Source organism: Kitasatospora sp. A2-31 (genome assembly GCF_022288725.1).
Lineage (GTDB): Bacteria > Actinomycetota > Actinomycetes > Streptomycetales > Streptomycetaceae > Kitasatospora.
Genome location: NZ_JAKNTA010000013.1, coordinates 159,400 through 175,312 on the forward strand (window position 1 = coordinate 159,400; position 15,913 = coordinate 175,312).

Genomic DNA, 15,913 nt, shown 5'->3' on the forward strand with positions numbered 1-15,913 from the left:
GTCCGGGTTCTACGGGGACCGGTTCTCGGCGGTGCGGGAGATGCTGACAGGCGGGCCGCTGGACGTGCTCACCGGCGACTACCTGGCCGAGCTGACCATGCTGATCCTGGCCCGGGACCGGATCAAGGACCCGGCGACGGGATACGCGAAGACCTTCCTGCGGCAGATGGAGGAATGCCTCGGGCTGGCGCTGGAGCGCGGGGTGCGGATTGTGGTCAACGCGGGCGGGCTCGCGCCGGCCCGGCTGGCCGGGGCCCTGCGGGACCTGGCCCGGCGCCAGGGGTTGAATCCGGCCGTCGCCCATGTGGAGGGGGACGACCTGCTGCCGCGCAGCGCCGAACTCGGACTGCCGGAGGGCCTGTTGGCGGCCAACGCCTACCTCGGGGCGTTCGGCGTCGCCGAGTGCCTGAGGGCCGGGGCGGACGTGGTGGTCACCGGCCGGGTGACCGACGCCGCGCTGGTCGTCGGGCCGGCCATCGCCCGCTTCGGGTGGGCGGCGGACGAGCTGGACGCGCTCGCCGGGGCCGTGGTGGCCGGGCACGTGCTGGAGTGCGGCGCGCAGGCGACCGGGGGCAACTACGCGTTCTTCCGCGAGCACGACGTCACCCGTCCGGGCTTCCCGATCGCCGAGCTGGAGGCCGACGGCTCCAGCGTCATCACCAAGCACCCGGGCACCGGCGGCGCCGTCACGACCGGCACGGTCACGGCCCAACTCCTGTACGAGACGGGTGGTGCCTGCTACCTCGGGCCGGACGTCACGGCCCGACTGGACAGCGCCCGGCTCACCCAGGAGGGCCCCGACCGGGTGCGGATCGACGGCGTGCGCGGCGAGACGCCGCCGCCGACGCTGAAGGTGGGGCTGAACAGCCTGGGCGGATACCGCAACGAGGTGGTGTTCGTCCTCACCGGGCTCGACGTCGAGGCCAAGGCGGCACTGGTGCGGCGACAGCTGGACGCGGCGCTGCCGCCCGAGGCGCGGCCGGCCGAGCTGCGCTGGACCCTGGCCCGCACCGACCACCACGACGCGGACTCGGAGGAGGGTGCCTCGGCGCTCCTGCGGCTCACCGCCCGGGACCGCGACCCGGCCAAGGTCGGGCGTGAACTGGGCAAGGCTGCAGTGGAGCTGGGTCTCTCCGGCTACCCCGGCTTCCATCTCACCGCCCCGCCCGGGCCGGGCGCGCCGTACGGGGTGTTCACCGCCGCGTACGTCGACGCCGAGGAGGTGGCACACACCGCCGTGCTCCCCGACGGGGATCGGGTCGCGATCGCGCCCGCACCGCGGAAGGCCACCTCGCCGGTGCCCTGCGCGGACGACCCCGGCGCAGGACTCCTCGACCCCGGCGCGGGAGTCCCCGCCCCGCCCCCGGCCGGCCCCACCCGCCGGGCGCCGCTCGGCCTGGTGGCGGGTGCCCGCAGCGGGGACAAGGGCGGCGACGCCAACCTCGGCGTCTGGGCCCGCGACGACGCCGGATGGAGCTGGCTCGCGCACACCCTCACCATCGACCTCATCCGTCAACTCCTGCCCGAGACAGCAGACTTGCCGATCGAACGGCACCTGCTCCCGAACCTCCGCGCGGTCAACTTCACCATCACCGGCCTGCTCGGCGAGGGCGTCGCCGCCCAACACCGCTTCGACCCGCAGGCCAAGGCCCTGGGGGAGTGGCTCCGCTCCCGCCACCTCGACATCCCGGAGGCGCTGCTGTGACCGTCCTGCCCACCCGCCTCGACCCGGCCGGCGCCGACCACGCCGAGCACCGCGCCGCGATGCTCGGCAAGCTCGCCGACCTCGATGCCGAGCACGCCAAGGCGCTGGCCGGCGGCGGACCGAAGTACGTCGAACGGCACCGCAGGCGGGGCAAGTTGCTGCCCCGCGAACGGATCGAGCTGCTGATCGACCAGGACTCCCCGTTCCTCGAACTCTCCCCGCTCGCCGCCTGGGGCAGCGACTACCCGGTGGGCGCCGCCCTGGTGACCGGCATCGGAGTGATCGAGGGTGTCGAGTGCGTGATCACCGCGAACGACCCGACCGTGCGCGGCGGTGCCAGCAACCCCTGGACGCTCCGCAAGGCGCTGCGCGCCAACGAGATCGCCCTCACCAACCGCCTCCCGCTGGTCAATCTGGTCGAGTCCGGCGGGGCCGACCTGCCCAGCCAGAAGGAGATCTTCATCCCCGGCGGGGCCCTCTTCCGCGACCTCACCCGCCTCTCCGCGGCCGGGATCCCCACCGTGGCGGTGGTGTTCGGCAACTCGACGGCCGGCGGTGCCTACGTGCCGGGGATGTCCGACCACACCGTGATGGTGAAGGAACGGGCGAAGGTCTTCCTCGGCGGACCGCCGCTGGTGAAGATGGCCACCGGCGAGGAGTCCGACGACGAGTCGCTGGGCGGGGCCGAGATGCACGCCCGCACCTCCGGGCTCGCCGACCACTTCGCCGTGGACGAGCCGGACGCGCTGCGCCTGGCCCGCCGGGTCGTCGCGCGCCTCGACCACCGCAAGCCGGGCCCCGATCCGGACGTCCACGCCGAGCCGCCGAAGTACGACGAGGAGGAACTGCTGGGCATCGTCCCGGGCGACCTCAAGGTGCCGTTCGACCCGCGCGAGGTGATCGCACGGATCGTCGACGGCTCGGACTTCGACGAGTTCAAGCCGCTCTACGGGACGAGCCTCGCGACCGGCTGGGCACGGCTGCACGGCTACCCGGTCGGCATCCTGGCCAACGCGCAGGGCGTGCTGTTCAGCGAGGAGTCCCAGAAGGCCGCCCAGTTCATCCAACTCGCCAACCAGCGCGACATCCCGCTGCTGTTCCTGCACAACACCACGGGCTACATGGTCGGCAAGGACTACGAGCAGGGCGGCATCATCAAGCACGGCGCGATGATGATCAACGCTGTCGCCAACTCCCGCGTCCCGCACCTGTCGGTACTGATGGGCGCCTCGTACGGGGCCGGTCACTACGGCATGTGCGGGCGGGCGTACGAACCGCGGTTCCTGTTCGCCTGGCCGAGTGCCAAGTCGGCCGTGATGGGCCCGCAACAGCTGGCCGGTGTGCTGTCGATCGTCGCGCGGCAGTCCGCGGCGGCGAAGGGGCAGCCGTACGACGAGGACGCGGACGCCGCGATCCGGGCCGTGGTCGAGCAGCAGATCGAGGCGGAGTCGCTGCCGGTCTTCCTCTCCGGACGGCTCTACGACGACGGCGTGATCGACCCGCGCGACACCCGGACGGTGCTCGGCCTCTGCCTCTCGGCCGTCCACAACGCCCCGGTCGAGGGCGCCCGCGGCTACGGCGTCTTCCGGATGTGACGGCACCTGCGCCCGGCGTCCGTGCCCCGCACCCGGGCCCGGCGCGACGCCCGCACCGGTCGAACGCCGAGCCGCCCGAACGCCGAGCGGCCGAGCCGCCGAGCGCCGAGCTCCGAGAAGCCACACGCGACACGCGACATGCGAGGAACCCTGACGTGATCACCAACCTGCTGGTCGCCAACCGCGGCGAGATCGCCCGCCGGGTCTTCCGCACCTGCCGGAGCCTGGGCATCGCCACCACGGCGGTCCACTCCGACCCGGACGCCGACGCCCCGCACACCCGCGAGGCCGACGTGGCCGTCCGGCTGCCCGGCGCCGCGCCCGCCGACACCTACCTGCGCGGCGACCTGATCGTGAAGGCCGCCCTGGCGGCCGGTGCCGACGCCGTCCACCCCGGCTACGGATTCCTCTCCGAGGACGCCGAGTTCGCCCGCGCGGTGATCGACGCGGGCCTGGTCTGGGTCGGCCCGCCGCCGGAGGCGATCGCCGCGATGGGATCCAAGACCGCCGCCAAACGCCTGATGGCGGCGGCCGGAGTCCCCGTGCTGGACGCGGTCGCCGAACCCGTCGAGGCCGACCTGCCGCTGCTGGTCAAGGCGGCCGCCGGCGGCGGCGGGCGCGGCATGCGGGTGGTCCGGCGGCTGGACGAGCTGGCCGACCGGCTCGCCGCCGCCCGCGCCGAGGCGGCGAAGAGCTTCGGCTCCGACGAGGTCTTCTGCGAGCCCTACCTGCCGACCGCCCGGCACGTCGAGGTCCAGCTGATGGCCGATGCGCACGGGACGGTGTGGGCGGTCGGCGACCGCGACTGCTCGCTGCAGCGGCGGCACCAGAAGGTCGTCGAGGAGGCGCCGGCCCCGGGCCTCGCCGACGAGGTGCGCGCCGCCCTGCACCGGGCCGCGGCCGACGCCGCCCGGGCGATCGGCTACACCGGCGCCGGGACGGCCGAGTTCCTGCTCGCCGCCGACGGGCGGTTCTTCTTCCTGGAGATGAACACCCGCCTCCAGGTCGAGCACCCGGTGACCGAGGCGGTGACCGGGCTCGACCTGGTGGCGCTCCAACTCGCCGTCGCCGAAGGCGGGGAACTCGCCGAGCACCCCCCGGCCACGGTGGGCTGCGCGATCGAGGCCCGCCTCTACGCGGAGGACCCGGCACGGGACTGGCAGCCTTCGACCGGGACCATCCGGCGCTTCGACATCCCGCTGCCGTACGAGGAGTTCGGTGGGCGCGGGCTGCGGCTGGACTCCGGCGTCGAGCCGGGCAGCGAGATCACCGTGCACTACGACGCCATGCTGGCCAAGCTGGTCGCCTGGGCGCCGACCCGGGCGGCGGCCGCCCGGCGCCTCGCCGACGCGCTGAGCCGGGCCAGGGTGCACGGGCCGGCCACCAACCAGGAGTTGCTCGTCCGCGCCCTGCGCCACCCAGCCTTCCTGGCCGGGGACGTGCACACCGCGTTCCTCACCGAGCATGCGGCCGAGCTGTACGCCGCCGACCGGGACGCCGACGAGGCGGAGGCCCGACTGGCGGCGCTCGCGGCCGCGTTGGCCGATGCCGCCGAGCGCCGGTCCGGTCGCGCGCTGCCGTCGGGCTGGCGCAACCTGCCCTCCCAGCCGCAGACCAAGCGGTACGCGGCCGCCGACGGCGCCGAGATCGAGGTCCGGTACCGGCTCGGCCGCACCGGGTTGGACGCCCAGGGCCACCCCGGCGCCGAGCTGGTCTCGGCCACGCCGACCCGGGTCGTCCTCACCACCGACGGCCTGCGGCGCGGCTACGACGTGGCCCGCTACGGCGACCGCGTCCACGTGGACGGTCCGACCGGCGGCACCGTGCTCACCGCGTTGGGGCGGTTCCCCGACCCCGCCGACCACACCGACCCCGGCGCGCTGCTGGCCCCGATGCCCGGCACGGTGGTACGGACCGCCGCTGCCGTCGGCGACACCGTCAAGGCCGGGCAGCCGCTGCTCTGGCTGGAGGCGATGAAGATGGAGCACCGCGTGGCCGCCCCGGCCGACGGCGTCCTCACCGAACTGCGCGCCACCCCGGGCCTGCAGGTCGAACTCGGCGCCCTGCTCGCCGTCGTCCAACCGCACCGGCCGAGCTAGCCGCGTCGGCCGAGCCGGCCACGCCGGCCGCGACATGCCTGGACCGGCCGGGGCACGCACGGACCCCGGGCAGGCACGGACCGGCCGGGGCACGCACGCATCGGCCCGACGCACCCGCACCGCCCCCGACCTCACCGCCCCTGACCCAACCGCCCCCCACCCCATCGCCCCCGACCCCGAGGCCCGCCCACACCCGACCCCCGGAATCCCGCACCGCCCGGAAGGACGTACCGCCCGTGTCCGCACCGCGCACCACCACGCCCACCGTCGGCAGCCGGCTCATCGAGACGCCCGAGCGCCAGGCCCTGCGCCGCGCCGTCGCCGAACTCGGGAACCGCTACGGCTCCCCCTACTTCCTCGGCAAGGCCCGTGCCGGCGAGGCGGCCGACGAGCTCTGGGCCGAGGCCGGCAAGGCCGGCTACCTCGGGGCCAACCTGCCCGCCGAGTACGGCGGCGGGGGCGGGGGCATCACCGACCTCGCCATCGTGCTGGAGGAACTCGGCACCGCTGGCTGCCCGTTGCTGCTGCTCGTCGTCTCCCCGGCGATCTGCGGCACGGTCATCGCCCGCTTCGGCACCGAGGAGCAGAAGCGCCGGTGGCTGCCCGGACTCGCCGACGGCACCCGGCGGATGGCCTTCGGCATCACCGAGCCGGACGCCGGCTCCAACTCCCACCGCATCTCCACCGTCGCCCGCCGCGACGGCGGGGACTGGCTCCTGACCGGCCGGAAGGTGTTCGTCTCCGGCATCGACCACTGCGACGCCGTGCTGTTCGTGGCCCGGACCGAGGACGCCCGGACCGGCAGGCTCAAGCCGGCCCTGTTCGTCGTACCGCGCCGGGCGCCGGGCTTCGAGTACCGGGCGATCCCCATGGAGCTGGTGTCCCCCGAGAAGCAGTTCCAGGTCTTCCTGGACGACGTCCGGCTGCCCGCCGACGCCCTCGTCGGCGACGAGGACGCGGGGCTGCTCCAGCTCTTCGCCGGGCTCAACCCGGAGCGGATCATGACCGCGGCCTTCTCGCTGGGCCTCGCCCGCCAGGCGCTCGGCAAGGCCGTCGAGTACGCGAAGACCCGCACGGTCTGGTCGACGCCGATCGGAGCCCACCAGGGCCTGGCCCACCCGCTGGCCCAGTGCGCGGTGGAGATCGAGCTGGCGCGGCTGATGAACCAGAAGGCCGGTCTGCTCTACGACGAGGGTGATGACCTGGCAGCCGGCGAGGCGGCCAACATGGCCAAGTACGCGGCGGGCGAGGCCGCCGCCAGGACCGTGGACCAGGCGGTGCAGACCCTCGGCGGCAACGGGCTCACCCAGGAGTACGGGCTGGCCGCGCTGATCGCGGCGACCCGGGTGGGCCGGGTGGCACCGGTCAGCCGGGAGATGGTGCTCAACTACGTGGCCCAGCACACCCTCGGCCTGCCCAGGTCCTACTGAACCCCGCAGGGCCCGGACGCCGCAGCCGGGCGCGGCCGCCACCCGCCCCCCCGCCGGGCGCGGGAACCGTCGGACCCGCGCCCGCGCGGTGGCGGTGCCGGTCAGGACTCGGCGTTGCGTCCCGAGCGCCGGCGCAGCGAGCGGACGCCGAACCAGCCCGCGGTGGCGATCAGCGCGGCGCCGCCGAGCACCTCGCCGGTGTCCGGGCCGGAGGTGCCGCCACCGCCGGCGCCGACTCCGCCGACGGGGTGGGGCTCGGGGGAGTGGCTGGGTGAGCCGCCGTGGGTGCCGGGGGTCGGTGAGGGGGACGGGCTCGGCGACGGCGAGGGACTGGGCGAGCCGCTGGGCGGGGCGGTCGGCGAGGCGGTGGAGGTGGGCGAGGCGGTGGACGTTGGAGAGCCGGTGGCGCACCGCACCGTGAAGGTCTTGTGCTTGGCGCTGCCGTTCTCGCCGACGAAGGTCCAGGTGAGCTGGTAGTGGCCGTCCGGGAGGCTGTAGTTGCCGGTGCTGCCGGTGCCGTTGGTCAGCACGAGCGCGCCCGCGAGCACCAGGGCGTTCCCGGTCGGCGGTTGCTGCTCGATCGTCCAGTTGACCAGCGTGATGGTGTCGAAGTCGAACGCGTCCAGGTAGAACCGGCAGACCTGCGGGTCGTTGTTCCGACTGTCCACCGCGGTGGTGCTGTCGTGGATCTTGACGTCGCCGTTGTCGCCGGGTGCGGCGACCGCGAGCGGCGCCGAGGAGAAGGCGAGCGCGGCGGTCGCGGCGGTCGCGGCCAGGAGCCGGCGGGGCGCGGGCAGCTGTCGGGTGGTGCGTCTCACGGCGGGGTACTCCCTGGTCGGGGGCCGCGCTCGGGGGCGGGCGGCCATGCAGGAAACGGTCGGCGCGGCCGCCGGGCGCGGCAAGCGTGCCACGCGCGCGCCCCCGAACCTTCGTCACAATGGCGCAGTGGTCCGCCACTGTCCGTATGCTCCTGTCCCGCGCGCCCGGCCGGCGGTGCTCCGCGACCGTCCGCCGTCTGTTTGATGATTCGTCAACTACCTGCGAGGAGGCATGCCTTGGTGTTCCACAGCGAGTTCCCGGATGTCGCGGTCGTCGACCTTCCGATCCATGAGGCGGTCCTGGGCGGTGCCGACCGCTTCGGGGACCGGCCGGCCCTGGTGGACGGGGTCACGGGGGAGTCGGTGAGCTACGCGCGGCTCGGCGCGGCGGTGCGCCGGGTGGCGGCCGGCCTGGCCGAGGCAGGCGTGCGGCGCGGCGACGTGCTGGCGCTGTTCAGCCCCAACACGATCGGCTATCCGATGGCCTTCTACGGCGCCACCCGGGCCGGCGCCACGGTGACCACGGTCTCCTCCCTCGCCACGGCCGGCGAGCTGGCCGGCCAGCTCGCCGACAGCGGCGCCCGCTGGCTGGTCACCGTCTCGCCGTTCCTGGCCACCGCCCGGCAGGCCGCGGAGAAGCTCGCGGCCGAGGGCACCCCGCTGGCGGAGATCATCGTGCTGGACGGCGCCGAGGGCCACCGCTCGCTGGCCGACCTCCTCGCCGCCTCCGGCCCCGAGCCGGAGCCCGACCTCGACCCCGGCACCGACATCGCCGTCCTGCCCTACTCCAGCGGAACCACCGGCCTGCCCAAGGGCGTGATGCTCACCCACCGGTCGATCGCCACCAACCTGGCCCAGACCGACGCCCTCTACCGCCCCGCCGTGGGCGAGCGGGTCCTCGCCGTCCTCCCGTTCTTCCACATCTACGGCCTCGCCGCGCTGCTGAACCAGCCGCTGCGGTGCGGCGCCACCGTCGTCGTGCTGCCCCGATTCGACCTGGAGCAGTTCTGCCGGACCATCGAGGAGCAGCGCGTCCAGGCGCTGATCGTGGCGCCGCCGATCGCCCTGGCGCTGGCCAAGCACCCGGTCGTCGACCGTTTCGACCTCTCCTCGCTGGAGTACCTGCTCTGTGCGGCCGCGCCGCTGGACCACGAGCTGGCCGAGGCGTGCGCCCGCCGGCTGGGCCTGCCGCGGATCCTCCAGGGCTACGGGATGACCGAGCTCTCCCCGGTCACCCATGTGGTCTCGCCGGACGAGACCGACCCCTCGCCGGGCTCGGTCGGCCGGCTGGTGCCGTCCACCGAGCTGCGGGTCGTCGCGCTCGACGGAACCGGTGCCGGTGCCGGTGCGGACCTCGGCCCGGGCGAGCGGGGTGAGCTGCTGATCCGCGGCCCGCAGGTGATGAAGGGTTACTTCGGCCGTCCCTCCGACACCGCGGCCACCATCGACGCCGACGGCTGGCTCCACACCGGTGACGTCGGCTACGTGGACGAGCGCGGCTACCTGTTCATCGTCGACCGGGTGAAGGAGCTGATCAAGTACAAGGGGTACCAGGTCGCGCCCGCCGAGCTGGAGGCGTTGCTGCTCGGCCACCCCGGGATCGCCGACGCGGCGGTGATCGGGGTCGCGGACGCGGACGGCACCGAGCGGCCCAAGGCCTTCGTGGTCCGCGCGCCCGGATCCACCCTGACCGAGGAGGAGGTGACCGCCTTCGTGGCCGGTCAGGTCGCCCCGTACAAGAAGGTCCGGGCGGTGGAGTTCCTGGACGCCGTGCCCAAGTCCGCGGCCGGCAAGATCCTCCGCCGGGAGCTCCGGGCGCGGGAGGCCGGCCGCTGAGCCGTCGGCCCGTCGCGGTGGGCGTTCGCCCGGGGCGCCACCGGGCCAGCCCGTGGCGGGCGCCCGCCCGCCCCACGCGAAGCGGCGCCCGCCGCCGCCCGCCGCCGGCCGCGTCCGCACGCGCCCGCCCGCCGGGCCGCTCCCGCGGTCTGCGAGGATCGACCCCTGAGCACCGCCGCACGGACAGGACCAGTCGCCGCCGATGACCACCCACCCCGCCGCCCGCACCCCGCAGCAGGACCGCAGCCGCGCCACCCGGCAGCGGCTGCTGGCGGCGGCCGTCGACTGCCTCGCCGAGGTCGGCTGGAACGGCTCGACGGTCAGCGTCGTCGCCGAGCGCGCCGGCGTCTCCCGCGGCGCGGCCCAGCACCACTTCCCGACCCGTGAGGACCTCTTCACCGCGGCCGTCGAACACGTCACCGCAGAACGGCTGGCGGCCGTCCGCGCCCATGCGGACGAGCTGCCCGACGTCGGCCCGGCCCGGACGGAGGCCGTCGTCGACATGATCGTGCGCCTCTACACCGGCCCGCTGTTCCGCGCCGCCCTGCACCTCTGGGTCGCCGCCGCCACCGAGGAGCCGCTGCGCGAGCGGATCGTCGCCCTGGAGGGACACGTGGGCCGCGAGGCCCACCGGGCCACCGTCGAGTTCCTCGGGGCGGACGAGAGCGCCCCCGGCGTCCGCGAGACCGTGCAGGCCACCCTCGACATGGCGCGCGGCCTCGGCCTGGCCAATCTGCTCACCGACGACAGCGCCAGGCGATCCGGAGTGATCCGGCAGTGGGCGAGCGTTCTTGAGGGTACGCTGCGGCCGGTACGCCCATGACGCCCGTACACCAGGTGGGTCCGGCACGCCCCTGACCAAGGGGTCGCCGGGCGGCCGATGTCCGTGCAGTCTGGAGAAGAACCCCGGCCGGCACGGACCGCGAGGCCCCGCCCGGCCGGGCACGACCCGAACCGGGGTGCTGCCTGATCATGCACGGACAAGAGTGGGACGCGACCGAAGCCGCCGGCCCCGCGCCGGACGGAACCCCCGCACGCCTCGACGGCCACCGCCTGGTCCCGCTCGCCACCGCCCTGCTCCAGGACGACGGACTCATCCTGCACTGGAGCGAGGACGCCGAGGCCCTGCTCGGCTTCCCCGCCGACGAGGCCGTCGGCAGCTACGCCGCCCAGCTCCTCACCTCCGGCGACGACCGCCCGGAGGTGCTCGCCCTGTTCGAGCGCATCATGAGCGGAAAGGGCTGGTCCGGCATATTCCCCGTCCGGCACCGGGACGGGCACGTCGTCGAGCTGGAGTTCCGCACCTACCCGATCGCCGGACCAGCCGGCACCCTGCTGCTCCTCGCCACGGCCTCCGACACCGCGGCACTCCACCGGGTCGAGGCCGACCTCGCCGTCCTGGACGGCATCTTCGGCCAGTCCCCGATCGGCATGGCCGTCTACGACACCGACCTGCGCTACGTCCGGCTCAACAAGGCCCTGGCCCGGATGAACGGCGTCCCCGTCGAGGAGCACCTGGGCCGGCGGATCAGCGCCGTGCTGCCCGGCATCAACAGCGCCGAGATAGAACAGACCATGCGCCAGGTGCTCACCACCGGCCGCCCGGTGGTCGATGCCCGTTCGCACGGCCGCGTCCCCGGCGACCCCCGCCGCGACCGCGCCTGGTCCGCCTCCTACTTCCGGCTGCAGGACTCCACCGGCCGGGTCTTCGGGGTCTGCTCGTCCATCATCGACGTCACCGAACGGTTCCAGGCCGAGGCCCGCGCCTCCCGCGCGCAGGAACGTCTCGCCACCATCGCCGAGGCCACCGCCCGGATCGGCACCACCCTCGACCTGCAGCGCACCGCGGAGGAGCTGATCGAGGCCGTCGTGCCGCGCTTCGCCGACTTCGCCACCGTCGACCTGCTGGAACCGGTCCTGCGCGGCGCCGAGCCCACCACTATCCCGCTGGACCGGCCCGTCCAGCTGCGCGCCGTCGCCGTGGGGGAGTCCTACGAGTCCGGCCTGGCGCTCGCCGTCGACACCGTCGGCGAGGTCTCCGAGTACGCCCCCGACCGCAGCTACACGCAGTGCCTGCGCAGCGGCCGGCCCCTGCTGCGCTCGCACGTCGACGAGGAGGTGCTGCGCGGCCTGGTCGCCACCCCGGAACGCGTCGCCCCCGGGATGGCGGCCGGCATCCACTCGTACCTGATGGTGCCGATGACCGCCCGGGGGATGGTGCTGGGCGGCGCCGAGTTCATCAGGATGCGGAACCCCGAGCCGTTCACCGACGCCGACGTCGCCCTCGCCGAGGAGCTGGTCGCCCGCACCGCGCTCGCCGTCGACAACGCCCGGCTCTACCGGCGCGAGCGCGAGACCGCGCTGACCCTGCAGCGCAGCCTGCTGCCGCAGGAGATCCACCGCACCCTCGGGCTGGAGATCGCCTACCGCTACCTGCCCAGCAGCGTGGTCAGCGAGGTCGGCGGCGACTGGTTCGACGTCGTGCCGCTCTCCTGCGGCCGGGTCGCCCTGGTGGTCGGCGACGTCATGGGCCACGGCATCCGTGCCGCCGCCACGATGGGCCAACTCCGCACGGTGGCCCGCACCCTCGCGACCCTGGACATGCCGCCGGAGCAGGTGCTCACCCGGCTCGACGAAACCGCCTCGGGCATCGGCGAGGGCCAGTTCGCCACCTGTATCTGTGCCGTCTACGACCCGTTGGAGCGCACCGTCCAGGTCGCCTCGGCCGGCCACCTGCCCCCGGTCTGGGTCGGCCCGGACGGCACCTCCCGCAAGGTCGACGTGCCGCCCGGCGTCCCGCTCGGCGTCGGCGGGGTGGCCTTCGAGTCGATCGAGTTCGCCCTCCCGGAGGGCGCCATGGTCGCTCTCTACACCGACGGCCTGGTCGAGCGGCGCGGCCAGGACCTCGACGACGGCATCGACCAGCTCGCCCGCACCCTGGCCGGTCCCGGCCGCACCCTGGAGGAGACCTGCGACGCCGTCCTCGGCGCGCTGGTCACCGACGGCACCGACGACGACATCGCGATGATCATGGCCCGGGTGCTGCCGCTGCCCGCCGACCGGATAGCCACCCTCCCGCTCACCGGCGGTGGCCGCCTGCCCGGCAAGGCCCGCCGCTTCACCCGCACCACCCTGGACGCCTGGGGCCTGTCCGCGCTCTCCGACTACGCCGAGCTGCTGGTCAGCGAGCTGGTCACGAACGCCCTGCTGCACGCCGACGCGCCGCGCCGGCTCCGGCTCTTCCGCGACCGGGTGCTCACCGTCGAGGTCGCCGACGCCGGCGGGCAGACGCCCCAGCTGCGCCCGTTCGCCGAGCAGGACGAGGGCGGCCGCGGCATGTTCCTGGTCAGCGAGCTGGCCCAGCGCTGGGGCAGCCGGCTGACCCGGGACGGCAAGGTGGTCTGGGCGGAGCTGGAGCTTCCGTTCGGGACGGTCTGAGACCGCCGGCGCCGGGTGATCCGATACCGCCGGCGCCGGGAGCGCCGGGCCCCGGATCGCCGGCCCGGACGCGCGGATCCCCGCGTCCCTGCCGGGGACGCGGGGATCGACGGGCGACGGCGAGGGCTCCGCGGGCTGCGGCCGGGCCCCGCCGTCGGCTATGCGTCCGCCGTCACCCGCTCCGCGGGCTGCTGCGCCGACCGGCCGTCACGCGGTGCCGGCCGGTCGTGCTCCCGCGCCGCCCGCGGCAGCCCCCGCAGCAGGCGCCAGGCCAGTACCGAGGCGGCCAGCAGCGAGGCCCCGGCCAGCACCGCCGCGACGTTCATGCCGTGCACGAAGGCGCCACGGGCGCTCGCCAGCAGCGGCTCGGCCAGCGGGGCCGGCAGGCCGGCCGCTGCCTCCACCGCTCCGCCCAGCGACTCGCCCGCCCGCGCCGCGGCTTCCGGGTCGGTCCCGGCCGGGACGGCCAGCCCGCCGGCGTAGAGCGAGGTCGCCACCGAGCCGACCAGCGCGATGCCGAGCGCGGTGCCCAGCTCGTACGCCGTCTCGGAGACCGCGGAGGCGGCGCCGGCCTTGTCGGCGGGCGCGGCGCCCAGTACCAGGTCGGCGCCGAGCGTGTAGACCACGCCCTCGGCGGTGCCGACGATCAGGAAGGCGGCGGCCACCACGAGGTACGTGGTGTCCTGCTGCACCCAGCCGATCATCCCGACGCCGAGGCCCATGGCCAGCAGACCCGCGGTCAGCGCGGCCCGGGCGCCGGTGCGCCGCACCAGCCGAGCGGTCAGCAGACCGCCGACCACCGCGCCGGCGAAGGCCGGCAGCTCGGCCAGACCGGCCTGGAGCGGCTCGTAGCCGCGGACCAGCTGCAGGTACTGCGAGGTCACGAAGACGACACCGGAGAGGCCGATCAGTGCGGTGAGCGAGGCCAGTACGGCCGCGGTGAACCGCCGGTCGGCGAAGAGCCGCACGTCCAGCAGCGGAGTCGGCAGGCGCAGCTGGCGCCGGACGAAGACGGTCAGCGCGGCGGCGCCCGGCACGGCGGCGAGGGGGACGTCCCAGCGGGCGACGCCGTGCGCGGCGGCCTCCTTGACGGCGTAGACCACGCCGATGACGCCGGCCAGCGAGAGCAGCACGCTGAGCACGTCCCAGCGGCCCGGTCGCGGGTCCCGGGACTCGGGCAGCAGCCACGCGCCGAGGACGAGCAGCAGGAGCAGCACAGGGATGTTCAGCAGGAAGACCGAGCCCCACCAGAAGTGCTCCAGCAGCGCCCCACCGACGACCGGGCCGAGGGCGGCACCGGCGGTGGCGCCGGCACCCCAGATGCCGATCGCGGTGGCGCGCTCGCGGTCGTCCGGGAAGAGGGCGCGGATCAGCGAGAGGGTGGACGGCATGATGGTCGCCCCGGCCACGCCGAGCAGCGCGCGGGCCAGGATCAGCCAGCCCGGACCGGGGGCGTAGGCGGCGAGCAGGGAGGCGGCGCCGAAGGCGGTGGAGCCGGCCAGCAGCAGCTTCTTGCGGCCGATCCGGTCGCTCAGCGCGCCCATGCTGACCAGGAGGCCGGCCAGCACGAAGGAGTAGGCGTCGCCGATCCAGAGCAGCTGGGTGCCGCTGGGGCGGAGCGTCTCGCTGATCGAGGGTATGGCGAGGGAGAGGACGGTCGCGTCGACGGCGACCAGGGTGACGGCCAGGACGAGGACGGCGAGGCCGGTCCAGCGCTGGCGGGGGCTGGTGTGGAGGGTGCTGCTCATGGGGTATCGGTTTCCGACCGCCTTCCGGCGGCCTGTGCGTCCGAGGTGCTGTGGGCGGGGGACGTGGTTACTGCGGATGCGGCTGCGGCGGGGTGCGCAGCGCGCCGCCGAGGAAGAGCTCGGCGAGCGAGAACGCCGCGTCGCGCGGGGCGAGCCGGCCGTCCTGGATGGCCCAGCCGATTCCGGCGACCAGGTCGAAGAAGGCCTCGCTGAGCCAGGCTGCGGAGAGCTCGACGCGGAAGACGCCCTGTTGCTGGCCGCGCAGGAAGAGCGCGTGCATCCGGACGATCTGCGACTCCCAGAGCTCGTCGATGGCCTCGTCGTCGTAGAGCTGGTTCTCCCCGGCGAGGAAGGCGCAGAGCGCGGCGTCCGGGACGACCGCGTCGACGAGGCGGCGCAGCGCGGCGTGCGCGTCGCCGTCCTCGATGGCCGCGGTGTCCAGGGCGGCGCGGAACCGCTGCAGGCCGAGCAGGCCGACCTCGCGGATCAGGGCGTCCCGGCCGGGGAAGAGCCGGTGGAGGGTGGCGCGGCTGATGCCCGCCGCGCGGGCGATCTCGTCGAGGTGCGCGGTGGGGCGGCGGGAGAGCACGCCCACGGCGGCTTCGAGGACGGCGTCGCGATCGGTGGCCATGATGCAAGCATACATCGATTGAGACATCAGTGTCTCAATCAATGGTGGCGTGATGCAGATGAGTCGGAATAGAAGCAATGGTGGTGGGGGGGAGCGGTGGGGGTGGGAGGTCTGGGGCGGGGGCCCGGGGCGGGACGGCAAAGAGACCGGGGACGGCGGTGGCCGTCCCCGGTCTCTTCGGTCGCGCGTGCCCGGCGGCACGCGGATGCTCAGCTCTGGTTGTAGAACCCGGTGTCGTCCAGCGGTCGGTCGATCACCATCACCTCGACGTCCGCCGGGGTGAGCAGGAACACCCGGCGGGCGATCCGCTCGATGCCGCCGCAGGTGCCGAAGACCAGCCCGGAGGCGAAGTCGACCATGCGCTTGGCCTCGGCCTCCTCCATCTCGGTGAGGTCCATGACCACCGGCGTGCTCGCCCGGATGTGCTCACCGACCGTCCGGGCGGCCTCGAAGCCGGTCGGCCGCAGGGAGACGATCTTCGTGGGGGCGGGGGAGGACGGTACCGTCTCCTGCTCGATCCACTCGTCGTCGTACACCGCGGCCGGGTAGTTCCCGGAGGGCATCAGCCACCCGTTGTGGTGCTCGTCGCGAAGTGCTCCCATGCCGCGCCTCC

At 74.6% G+C, this 15,913-nt stretch carries 11 protein-coding genes; 7 read left to right on the forward strand and 4 right to left on the reverse strand.

Going from position 1 to position 15,913, the window contains the following annotated elements; translation table 11 throughout:
* Positions 1 to 40 precede the first annotated feature (40 nt).
* The 4 genes from MCM47_RS30345 (at position 41) to MCM47_RS30360 (ending at position 6,829) form a co-directional block, all read left to right on the forward strand.
* A complete protein-coding gene (locus tag MCM47_RS30345; protein ID WP_238865089.1) occupies positions 41 to 1,705 on the forward strand; it encodes an acyclic terpene utilization AtuA family protein in 1,665 nt (554 codons plus the stop codon).
* Positions 1,702 to 3,300, forward strand: a complete 1,599-nt coding sequence (locus MCM47_RS30350) for a carboxyl transferase domain-containing protein (protein ID WP_238864938.1) — start codon at positions 1,702 to 1,704, stop codon at positions 3,298 to 3,300. The genes MCM47_RS30345 and MCM47_RS30350 overlap by 4 nt, the downstream gene beginning before the upstream one ends.
* Positions 3,301 to 3,455: 155 nt before the next feature.
* A complete protein-coding gene (locus MCM47_RS30355; RefSeq protein WP_238864940.1) occupies positions 3,456 to 5,399 on the forward strand; it encodes a biotin carboxylase N-terminal domain-containing protein in 1,944 nt (647 codons plus the stop codon).
* A 236-nt stretch (positions 5,400 to 5,635) separates the two neighbouring features.
* On the forward strand, positions 5,636 to 6,829 hold the full coding sequence (locus MCM47_RS30360; protein WP_238864942.1) for an acyl-CoA dehydrogenase family protein: 1,194 nt from the start codon (positions 5,636 to 5,638) through the stop codon (positions 6,827 to 6,829).
* Positions 6,830 to 6,930: 101 nt separating this feature from the next.
* Here the strand turns inward: MCM47_RS30360 and MCM47_RS30365 are convergent, their stop codons facing one another.
* On the reverse strand, positions 6,931 to 7,647 hold the full coding sequence (locus tag MCM47_RS30365) for a hypothetical protein (protein ID WP_238864944.1): 717 nt from the start codon (positions 7,645 to 7,647) through the stop codon (positions 6,931 to 6,933).
* A 204-nt stretch (positions 7,648 to 7,851) separates the two neighbouring features.
* Here MCM47_RS30365 and MCM47_RS30370 point away from each other — a divergent pair, with 204 nt between their 5' ends.
* The 3 genes from MCM47_RS30370 (at position 7,852) to MCM47_RS42705 (ending at position 12,921) form a co-directional block, all read left to right on the forward strand.
* Positions 7,852 to 9,483: a 4-coumarate--CoA ligase family protein gene (locus tag MCM47_RS30370; protein WP_238864946.1), complete on the forward strand. Its 1,632-nt coding sequence runs from the start codon at positions 7,852 to 7,854 to the stop codon at positions 9,481 to 9,483.
* A 202-nt stretch (positions 9,484 to 9,685) separates the two neighbouring features.
* Positions 9,686 to 10,306, forward strand: coding sequence for a TetR/AcrR family transcriptional regulator (locus MCM47_RS30375; RefSeq protein ID WP_238864947.1), 621 nt, complete (start codon positions 9,686 to 9,688; stop codon positions 10,304 to 10,306).
* A 149-nt stretch (positions 10,307 to 10,455) separates the two neighbouring features.
* Positions 10,456 to 12,921 (forward strand): SpoIIE family protein phosphatase, encoded by a 2,466-nt coding sequence (locus tag MCM47_RS42705; RefSeq protein ID WP_305068044.1) that lies wholly within the window; start codon positions 10,456 to 10,458, stop codon positions 12,919 to 12,921.
* A 158-nt stretch (positions 12,922 to 13,079) separates the two neighbouring features.
* On the opposite strand, the gene MCM47_RS30390 is transcribed toward MCM47_RS42705, so the two are convergent.
* From MCM47_RS30390 to MCM47_RS30400, 3 genes are all read right to left on the reverse strand, one after another.
* A complete protein-coding gene (locus tag MCM47_RS30390) occupies positions 13,080 to 14,669 on the reverse strand; it encodes an MFS transporter (RefSeq protein ID WP_238864948.1) in 1,590 nt (529 codons plus the stop codon).
* Between the two features lie 67 nt (positions 14,670 to 14,736).
* Positions 14,737 to 15,300 (reverse strand): TetR/AcrR family transcriptional regulator, encoded by a 564-nt coding sequence (locus MCM47_RS30395; RefSeq protein ID WP_238864949.1) that lies wholly within the window; start codon positions 15,298 to 15,300, stop codon positions 14,737 to 14,739.
* Between the two features lie 209 nt (positions 15,301 to 15,509).
* Positions 15,510 to 15,902: a cell division protein SepF gene (locus tag MCM47_RS30400; RefSeq protein ID WP_238864950.1), complete on the reverse strand. Its 393-nt coding sequence runs from the start codon at positions 15,900 to 15,902 to the stop codon at positions 15,510 to 15,512.
* Between the last annotated feature and the right edge of the window lie 11 nt (positions 15,903 to 15,913).

Coding starts and splice junctions, on each gene's coding strand:
- MCM47_RS30400 (WP_238864950.1), bottom strand. CDS start 15,902: ATGGGAGCACTTCGCGACGAGCACCACAACGGGTGGCTGATGCCCTCC.
- MCM47_RS30345 (WP_238865089.1), top strand. CDS start 41: ATGCTGACAGGCGGGCCGCTGGACGTGCTCACCGGCGACTACCTGGCC.
- MCM47_RS30395 (WP_238864949.1), bottom strand. CDS start 15,300: ATGGCCACCGATCGCGACGCCGTCCTCGAAGCCGCCGTGGGCGTGCTC.
- MCM47_RS30370 (WP_238864946.1), top strand. CDS start 7,852: ATGATTCGTCAACTACCTGCGAGGAGGCATGCCTTGGTGTTCCACAGC.
- MCM47_RS42705 (WP_305068044.1), top strand. CDS start 10,456: ATGCACGGACAAGAGTGGGACGCGACCGAAGCCGCCGGCCCCGCGCCG.
- MCM47_RS30390 (WP_238864948.1), bottom strand. CDS start 14,669: ATGAGCAGCACCCTCCACACCAGCCCCCGCCAGCGCTGGACCGGCCTC.
- MCM47_RS30375 (WP_238864947.1), top strand. CDS start 9,686: ATGACCACCCACCCCGCCGCCCGCACCCCGCAGCAGGACCGCAGCCGC.